The organism is Clostridium sp. DSM 8431 (assembly GCF_900116755.1).
Lineage (GTDB): Bacteria > Bacillota > Clostridia > Clostridiales > Clostridiaceae > Clostridium.
The window spans coordinates 1-7,707 of record NZ_FPBY01000155.1; the positions used below are offsets into that span (position 1 = coordinate 1).

Annotated in this window: 5 protein-coding genes; all 5 read right to left on the bottom strand. The window is 24.2% G+C overall.

From position 1 onward, the window contains the following. Window positions 1-326: 326 nt before the first annotated feature. The 5 genes from BM384_RS13520 to cas6 are packed head-to-tail and all read right to left on the bottom strand — an operon-like array spanning window position 327 to window position 7,073. A complete protein-coding gene (locus BM384_RS13520) occupies window positions 327-2,861 on the bottom strand; it encodes a CRISPR-associated helicase/endonuclease Cas3 (RefSeq protein ID WP_090014388.1) in 2,535 nt (844 codons plus the stop codon). Between the two features lie 55 nt (window positions 2,862-2,916). After that, a complete protein-coding gene (gene cas5b, locus BM384_RS13525) occupies window positions 2,917-3,669 on the bottom strand; it encodes a type I-B CRISPR-associated protein Cas5b (protein ID WP_090014389.1) in 753 nt (250 codons plus the stop codon). Between the two features lie 3 nt (window positions 3,670-3,672). Further along, window positions 3,673-4,620 carry a type I CRISPR-associated protein Cas7 gene (locus BM384_RS13530; RefSeq protein ID WP_090014393.1) on the bottom strand — a complete coding sequence of 316 codons (948 nt, stop codon included), beginning with the start codon at window positions 4,618-4,620 and terminating at the stop codon, window positions 3,673-3,675. Then, the gene (locus BM384_RS13535; protein ID WP_090014391.1) at window positions 4,610-6,364 is read right to left on the bottom strand and encodes a type I-B CRISPR-associated protein Cas8b/Csh1; all 1,755 of its coding nucleotides are present in this window, start codon (window positions 6,362-6,364) and stop codon (window positions 4,610-4,612) included. Before BM384_RS13535 ends, BM384_RS13530 begins: the two co-directional genes overlap by 11 nt. 16 nt (window positions 6,365-6,380) lie before the next feature. Further along, a complete protein-coding gene (cas6, locus tag BM384_RS13540; protein ID WP_090014392.1) occupies window positions 6,381-7,073 on the bottom strand; it encodes a CRISPR-associated endoribonuclease Cas6 in 693 nt (230 codons plus the stop codon). Between the last annotated feature and the right edge of the window lie 634 nt (window positions 7,074-7,707).

The window sequence follows — 7,707 nt, forward strand, 5'->3', positions numbered from 1 at the left end:
GCTCTTTGCAATTTCTTCATCCCTTTCTATCTTCCTCTTATATTGTCCTAATTGGCAGATTTTATGATTAAATACATGTAAGATCGATATAAGTCAATCTATTTTCAATATCTTTAATTATTTCATCTACTATTATTTCCTTAGAAAATATAAAGTTCAATAGAAATTCCACTTGATTTTTTAAATCATCCTTACTCCTAGGAATTTAGTAAAACCTTTAGGGTTATAGTTATTTATGTGTTTATTCATTAATATCATTTCTTGAGTACATATTGACATTCTTAAACATATTTATCTATATTTTCATTAACTAAAGTATTCCTCCTTTATATAAAAGTTTCTGTATCTTGAATAAATTTCTTTTTATCTAGCTTAAAATCTTTAAAGTAGTCTTCCCCATCCTCTATATATATTAAATCTCCAATTCTATCGTTATAACATAAATTTTCATTTTTACGAATTTTATATATAAAATAATTCATAAGGCTTCTAACTTCAGATAATCTAATCTTCTTTTCAGCATAATTCATATTACTTTTTAGAAGTTCTTTATATTCTTGCCAAATATCATTTCCATTAATAATATTTTCCTTATCTTTAATAATCCTATTAAGGAAAACAGACATGTCATAGTCATCATCATCAATTAGCTTCATTCTTTCCTGTATATTTATAAAATCCAAACTTCCAACAGTATTACAAAAAAAATTTTCAAGATTAAAATCATCTAAATTATTATTGAAATTTTTTCTAAGAATATCTAAAACTAAATCATAATAACTCTTAAAATCTTTATTCTCTAAATATTTTTTTATGTTATCATTAATAAGAGTTAGAGATTTATCTACTCTTATATCATTTTTATAGACTCTATCTTCTTTATCTAAGTAAAAGAAATAGACCACACCTGATTTTCTACAAGAACGATTAATTCTACCCATAAACTGCTCCTCACTATCTAACTTAGATATATCTTTATATCCAATATCCATATCAATATCAACTCCAGCTTCAATTACCTGAGTAGAAACTAAAACTATTCCACTTTCTCTAACTTCTGAACCATTTAATTTATCTAAGATTCTTTTTCTCTCTAAAATATTGTCATCACCAGTTATTAGTTCGCATAAATAAACTTCATTTTTAATATTTTCGTAAAACCTATAAGCACTTTCTTTTGTAATAAACTCAACTAAGATTTTCTTTTTGCATTCAGAATTTTTTATCACATGTTTTATAAGCTTATCATATACATCTGATTCTTTAAGTAAATCATAATTAACTTTTACTCTATCTTTAAACAGAGGATGATTAAAGTACTTTTTTCTATCTTTTATTAAACTTATACAGGAAGAGTTATTATATATTAAAGATTTCAGATCTGGAAGGGTAGCAGACATTATTATAATTTTCATATTTAGGACTTCACAAAAACTATTAAAAAAAGTCATAATCTCACTCCAAATAATATTTTTATAGCTTTGAATTTCATCAAGAACTACAACAGAACCTATCAAAGAATAAAATGCAAAATTAGATTCCTTTGTATTTCCAAATAAAATATCAAAAAGACTTACATGAGTAGTTAAAATCATAGGATAGTTTAGAAATTGTCTATCTAAAAGAGCTTCTTCTATATTTTCTTTATCTAAGTTAGATCTTTTTCTTTTTATAGGATATATTGAATTAATTACAGCAATTTCATTAATTATATCTTCTTTATCTGAGAATATATCTTTAAGAAGATTTAGATTTTGCTCAACTAAAGTATTAAATGGATATACATAAAAAATCTTTTTTAAACACCTATTCTTTTTAATAAGCGTAAAACTTAGGTTTAAAGCAGTATTACTTTTACCACTTCCTGTTGGTGCCTCTAAAAAGAATAAGTCATTTGAATAATTTTTTAAGATTTCCTTTTCAGAATCTAAAAACATCTCACTTCTCAATACATTAATTTCATTAGCATTATAAATCTCTTCTTTAGTTAATCTTTTTTGTTCATATTTTCTAATAGCCTTATATAAATCTGAATTTTTATATTTTTCAACAAATCTATTAACATTAATATCACCTAAATTATTAATTTTGACATTACTCATAAATTCAGATGCTGCATAATAATCTGAAGCAACTAATAATGAAAAAATTAATTTGCTATAAATATACAAAGTTATTTTAATTTCTTTATTAATTGATTTCATAAATTTCTCAGTAAAGCCACTCCACTTTTCTAATCTTTTAGGTGTTGTAGAAAAATCTTTTAAGTAAACATTCTTATATTTATTAAGAAAAAGCTCTGCAAGTTCAAAACCTTTGCCATATCCATAATCTTCTCCTGCAAATTTATCAAAATACTCTTTAATACTATCTAAATCACTGTGATGTTTAGAAATAATATAAGCATTTATAAATAAAAAAGTTCTTAATAATTTTTTTTCATTTTTATCTACTATGTTTTTAATTTCTTCAATATAATAATCTAAATATATTATAGAAGAAATTAATGAATGCTCTGAGCCTTGAAAAGCAGCTTCCTTTAAAACATTAGTATTTTTCATTTTTTCTATCTGAAAATTAGGATTTATTTTTCCCATGTCATGAAAAACAGGAATATTTAAAAGCATCTTTCTAAAAAGCTGTATCCCTTCACTAGATATTTCTTTTAAACACTTTTTTTCAATGTTTAAAAATACATATTTCAAAGATTTTTCTTTAAATAATTTCAAAAAATAAGAAAAAGTTAAATCAGTATGTTCTTTTAGAGTTTCTTTATTTTCATCCTTTAAATGAGCATAAAAATCATATTTTTTATTTAGTAGTCTATCTATATTAACTGTTTCATCAAGATTAAAATACATAATTTCCTCCTAAAATAAGGGCTATCTAAAAACATTAGATAGCCCAATAAAAAAACTAATAAAATACTATATTTTTTCCTTTTATATCAAATACATCAACGTCTGTTTTTGCATTTACCTCCATATTGCTATAAAAGAATTTTTCTAAAACATAAAGGCTAGTTTCTTCGTGAAGATTTAAAGGAAGATACTCCTCATATTTAAAATAATCAATTTCCTCATCCTCTTCTTCAAAAGTTATCTCAAAATCCTTTTTTAAAGCTAAAGAATCAATTTTTGAAAAAGTATTACTTTTAGCTACATCCTTAATAATTTCTGCATTACTAATATCAGCAATATGATCATTTTTCCCTAAATAAGGATTAAAGGTTACTTTATTATTAATAATATAATCTGCTAAAAGCCTACTTTCATCATTATCTAAAATAACATAAATACACCACGCGGGATTTTCAAGCCATTGCTCCTTTACTATAAGATTCCCCCCTGCTTCCTTTGAAGCATAGCCTACAGAATTATTAAAATACTGAATTTTCTTTGATAAAGATCCTTTCTCGCTTAAAGGCACTATAGAAATTTTTATATTTTCTAGCTTTTCATAATATTCTGGTAAAAAGTTATTTTTATCTTTATGAATCTTTGATAGTAAACTGGTTTGATTATATCCACCATATCCCAAAATAGCACCAAAGATCCCCAGAAGGACACATTTATGAATATTTCCATAGGTAAAATAAATATAACTGTTGACTTCAGGTTTCTTAAAAAATGCTGTTTTTCCCTTAAGGATAAACTTTAAAACATCCATATTTTACACCTCTTTAAAGTTAAAAATATTAAACAATTTAGCACCCTTAATATTACACTTTAATTCAGTTGTATAAGGATTGTAATAAACCTCCACATTTTTAATCTTAGAAGTTAAAGAATTAATTAATTCATAGCAATTTATCTCAATTAAATTCTTATTTTTATTTTTAGTAAACTGTATATATTCAGAGAGATTAGGAAGATATAAATCATTTTCTCCTTCAATAAATAAAGCAAATTCATTTTCACAACCTTCCTTAGAATTTGTAGAAAAAGCTGTAGCAGAAACTAAGGCAGTCTTCTTAAATTTCTTATAATCCTCTTCTGTATATCCATCAGTGATACCAAGTTCAACAAATTCTTTATAAGCAAAAGGATTTATTGAAAAAGGATAAAAATAATGAGCTTCATTGCTTACTATCTTTGAGCCTAAAGTTGAGTTTTTTGCTTCTTCATCTTTTTTATCATCACTAGATCCATCTCTAAATGGAGATAAGATTTGTTGCTCTTCAGCGGTTGTATCTTCATACTTATTAAAACCTTGACCTATTTGAACTGCACCTGTAATAGAAAAATTCTTTCCAGCTTCTGCAAAGGTAGCACCAAAATTCTTTACATCAATTGCCTTAAATAAATTACCTAAAACTTCTTTGGTATCTTTAACAGCCTTTAAATCTTCTGTATCAAAAAGTTGTTCATATCTTTCCTTTAACGACTTAGGAACAAGTAATACTTCTCCCTTTTTATTTTTATCTGATAATTTCATGGATTTAATGTATAAAACTTTTTCTCCATTGTTTTCCCACAACTTTTTCATAGGATATTTAAAAGCTTTATCACTTCCAAAAACTTCTCCGGTAGATATAGATTTTGGATATCCTGTAAAATCAGCATTCCAATTTGCCATTATTGAAGATATACCTAAGACTCCATAAACTCTATTTCTCATCATGATTCTTTTCCTCCTTAATATAAACAAGATTATTACTCAAAAAACCAGCAATCATCATATCTTCATTTACTTTTTTCTCAGGTTCATATCCAAGAACTAGTACAAAAAAGTTCTTAAATCTTTTATTGTTGCATGTTGGTTCATAAGTATACTTTTTATAAAGCCTTCTTAAATTATCTTTTAAAACCTTATTACTTTTTGCATTAATAAAAGGTTCTGCCAAAGAAAGAGGCTTATTTTTACCTTTATGCTTGCTTAAAAGATAGGATACAATTTGCCCAACAGCAAAGTAATATTCATCATCATTTTCTAAAGCAATGTAGTCATCAGAATTAACTTTATTTTTTATAGAATTAATAGTTTTACTAAGAATATCTGCCATATTTTTTCCTCCTTTATAATCCATTAAAGACAACCTTAAATTAAATTTATTTGAAGCCTTTAATATAAAACCCCTTAATAGATCACCTTTAACTAAGTTTAAAGAAACATCATCTAATATTTGATAAAAATTTTTTTCTGAACCCTTCCAAATAAAATCAAAAATACTGTTTCTACTCAAAAGAAGATTTCTTTTTATATGGTTATCTGAAATATTCAAATCTTCAGGTTCAGTAAAATAATTTCTAATAAGATATTTATCAAAAAAAATATCATTTAAAATAGATTGAAAATGTTTCACAGCATGAATATCTCCATATTTTTCATAAAATAGATTGCTCTCTTTATCAGATATACCTATATAATCTTTATAAATAAAAGTCTTCTTTAAATTAACCTTAAAGTTATTAATAATATGGTAATTATGAATTTCAGCTTCTTTTTTTCCTTTAATAATATTAAGAAGAATTCCATGTGAATCTTTATCTGGTAAATCTCCATACTTAAGACCAGTTATTTTCTCATTTTCCGCATTTATTAATACATTATTTTTTCCACAAGAAGCAAGATTCATAAGATAATCAAAAAATTCTTTTTGAATTAAGACATCTTTGTTATTAAGAATGTATGGTAAACTTAAACCTCTACTTTTATTCTCTAAGAAAGGCTTTTTTGAGTTCATTCCAATATTATTATTAGGTAATCCAAACATCTTACCTTGTACAGTAAAGTTATAATCATTGCTGTTGTAAATATTAGGAATAAAATAACGTTTACCCTCCTTTAAATAATCCTCTATTGGATAATCAAAAAATATTTTTAAATAATCATTTCCTTCAGTAATTTCCTTATCCAAGTTAAAAATATTACTTTTTATCCATTGTTTTATTTTATTTAAAGTATTAGTATCAACTTTACCAATATTTTTTTCAATATTAATATAAATATCATTTCCTTTCTTCTTTGAATACTTCTTCTCTGGCTCAGAAAGTAAATCATAAAATTCATCTATAACTTCATTAGTAAGCTTTTTATTAAATAAATTTTCTTTCTTAATAAAAAAAGATAAATAGTTATTGCTATGTATAATTTTTTTTACATCCATAGGCTTATTCATTTCAAGTAATTTGCTATTATAATCTAGCTCACAGAACTTAAAATAATTTCTATTACTTCGTCCTTCTATCTCTCCAGTTTTTTTATTTTTTTTAATATTTATAACATCACTTATTTTAAAATCATCCTCTGTAGGCTTTACCAAAACATAGGTTCCATCTGCTGGAATATAAGTATCTATAATAAGCTTATTACGCTTATTTTGAGGAATATTTTTAAATATCTCAATACAATCCTTAATCATTTAAATACACATCCTTCTAATACCACTTACAATTAACAAACCCTGCCCCCCTACTACCATTTTCACCCAAAGAACATCCTAAAGCCATATAAGCTAAATTTTGTGCTCTCTTATCATCAGCTATTTTTAATGAAAGTTTATCACCAAGAAGTTTAATATTCTTATATTGGATACTTATTGGTTTATTGTTTAAAAATTCAATTCCAGTATATAAATCAAAATCCTCTTCAATTTTTGTATCAAAAGCAGCATTATACTTCTTTATTAAATTTTCTTTTAACCTACGTTCAAAATCTTCAAAGGAAATTGATTTTTTCCAATAACCAGAATCATTTTTTAATATAACAGGTGTTATGGAGTATAATTTTTCAATTGGTTTTTTAGGGATAATCTTAATTTCGCCTACTAGTGCTTTGAAGTTATTATCATAACAATTTACAAGTTTATTACTAAAGAAATCTGCTAAATTTCTATTAATAGTCCTAATTCTTAAAGTGTAGGCTTTATTATTTTTATAAAGCTTATCTTTTTCTATAGGGTATAATAGATCAAAACAATAATTCTTAAAACAATTTCTTTTATGAAACTCAATTAATTCTTCGTTTATTCCAAAAGCTTTATCAATAAAAGATGCTATAGAAGTCTGAGTTTCACTTAATTTAATATCTTTCATTAAAAAAAGTTTTATTTTTATTTCATATACGCGCATTAAATTATCTCCTTTCATATTTATTAGATATATTTTTTATAAGCAAATAATGTATATAGAAATAATTTATAAAAATAAATAACTTAATTAAGATTTATATATAATAATGATTTTTTATACAACATCTTATGTTAATGTTAAATTTCTTTTACTTTATTAAGATTTATATATAATAAATTTAAAACATTTTTATTAATATGTTAGGGTTAATGTATCTATAGTATTGACTCAAATTATTTTTCTATTCATATATTTTTGCTTTTTATACAAAAAAATACTTAAACTTCATAATTAATAAAGTTTAAGCAAATAAAATTCTCTTTTATCAAATTTTAAGGAAATTATATACATCTATATATTAATGTTAGACCATTTGAAAAAAATGAAGGAAAAGATACTAATCCGTTTAAATACATCTCATGTTAATGTTAGACCTTTACAGTTTGCAATGTTTAAAGGATATATAAAGTAGTTTAAATACATCTCATGTTAATGTTAGACAAAGGAAGAAAAGAAGAAAAAGATTTAAGAAATGAAGTTTAAATACATCTCATGTTAATGTTAGACTTCTAGTAATCTACTTGCTTCTAAATCAGCAGTAGTTTAAATACATCTCATGTTAATGTTAGACTAG